Genomic DNA, 240 nt, shown 5'->3' with positions numbered 1-240 from the left:
CAGCCGCAGTAATCGCGCACGTCCTTGCGGGTGAAGCGGTAGGCGCTTTGCTCGAGGCGCTGCTGGCGGCAGGCCTCCTTAACCATGTCGTGGATGTGGCCCAGCAGCTTGCGGGTCTGCGGCGGCAACTCGTCCAGGGTGCGCCCGAGCACCTCGTGGGCCAGGCGCTGGGCGGCGTGGATGGCCCGGGTCTGGGCGCGGGACTCGTCCACGGACAGCACCAGGCAGCGGTTCATCAGC

The 240-nt window shown here is 70.0% G+C and carries 1 protein-coding gene; it reads right to left on the bottom strand.

Annotation, left to right across the window (positions count from 1 at the left end; all coding sequences use genetic code 11):
- Positions 1-240 (bottom strand): BTB/POZ domain-containing protein (locus AC1RQI_RS17470; RefSeq protein WP_481905872.1); only part of this gene is annotated, 240 nt, incomplete at both ends.

Source organism: Salicola sp. AFF1 (genome assembly GCF_056783195.1).
Note: the sequence above shows the minus strand (reverse complement) of the source record. Positions and strands in the feature narration are given on the sequence as shown.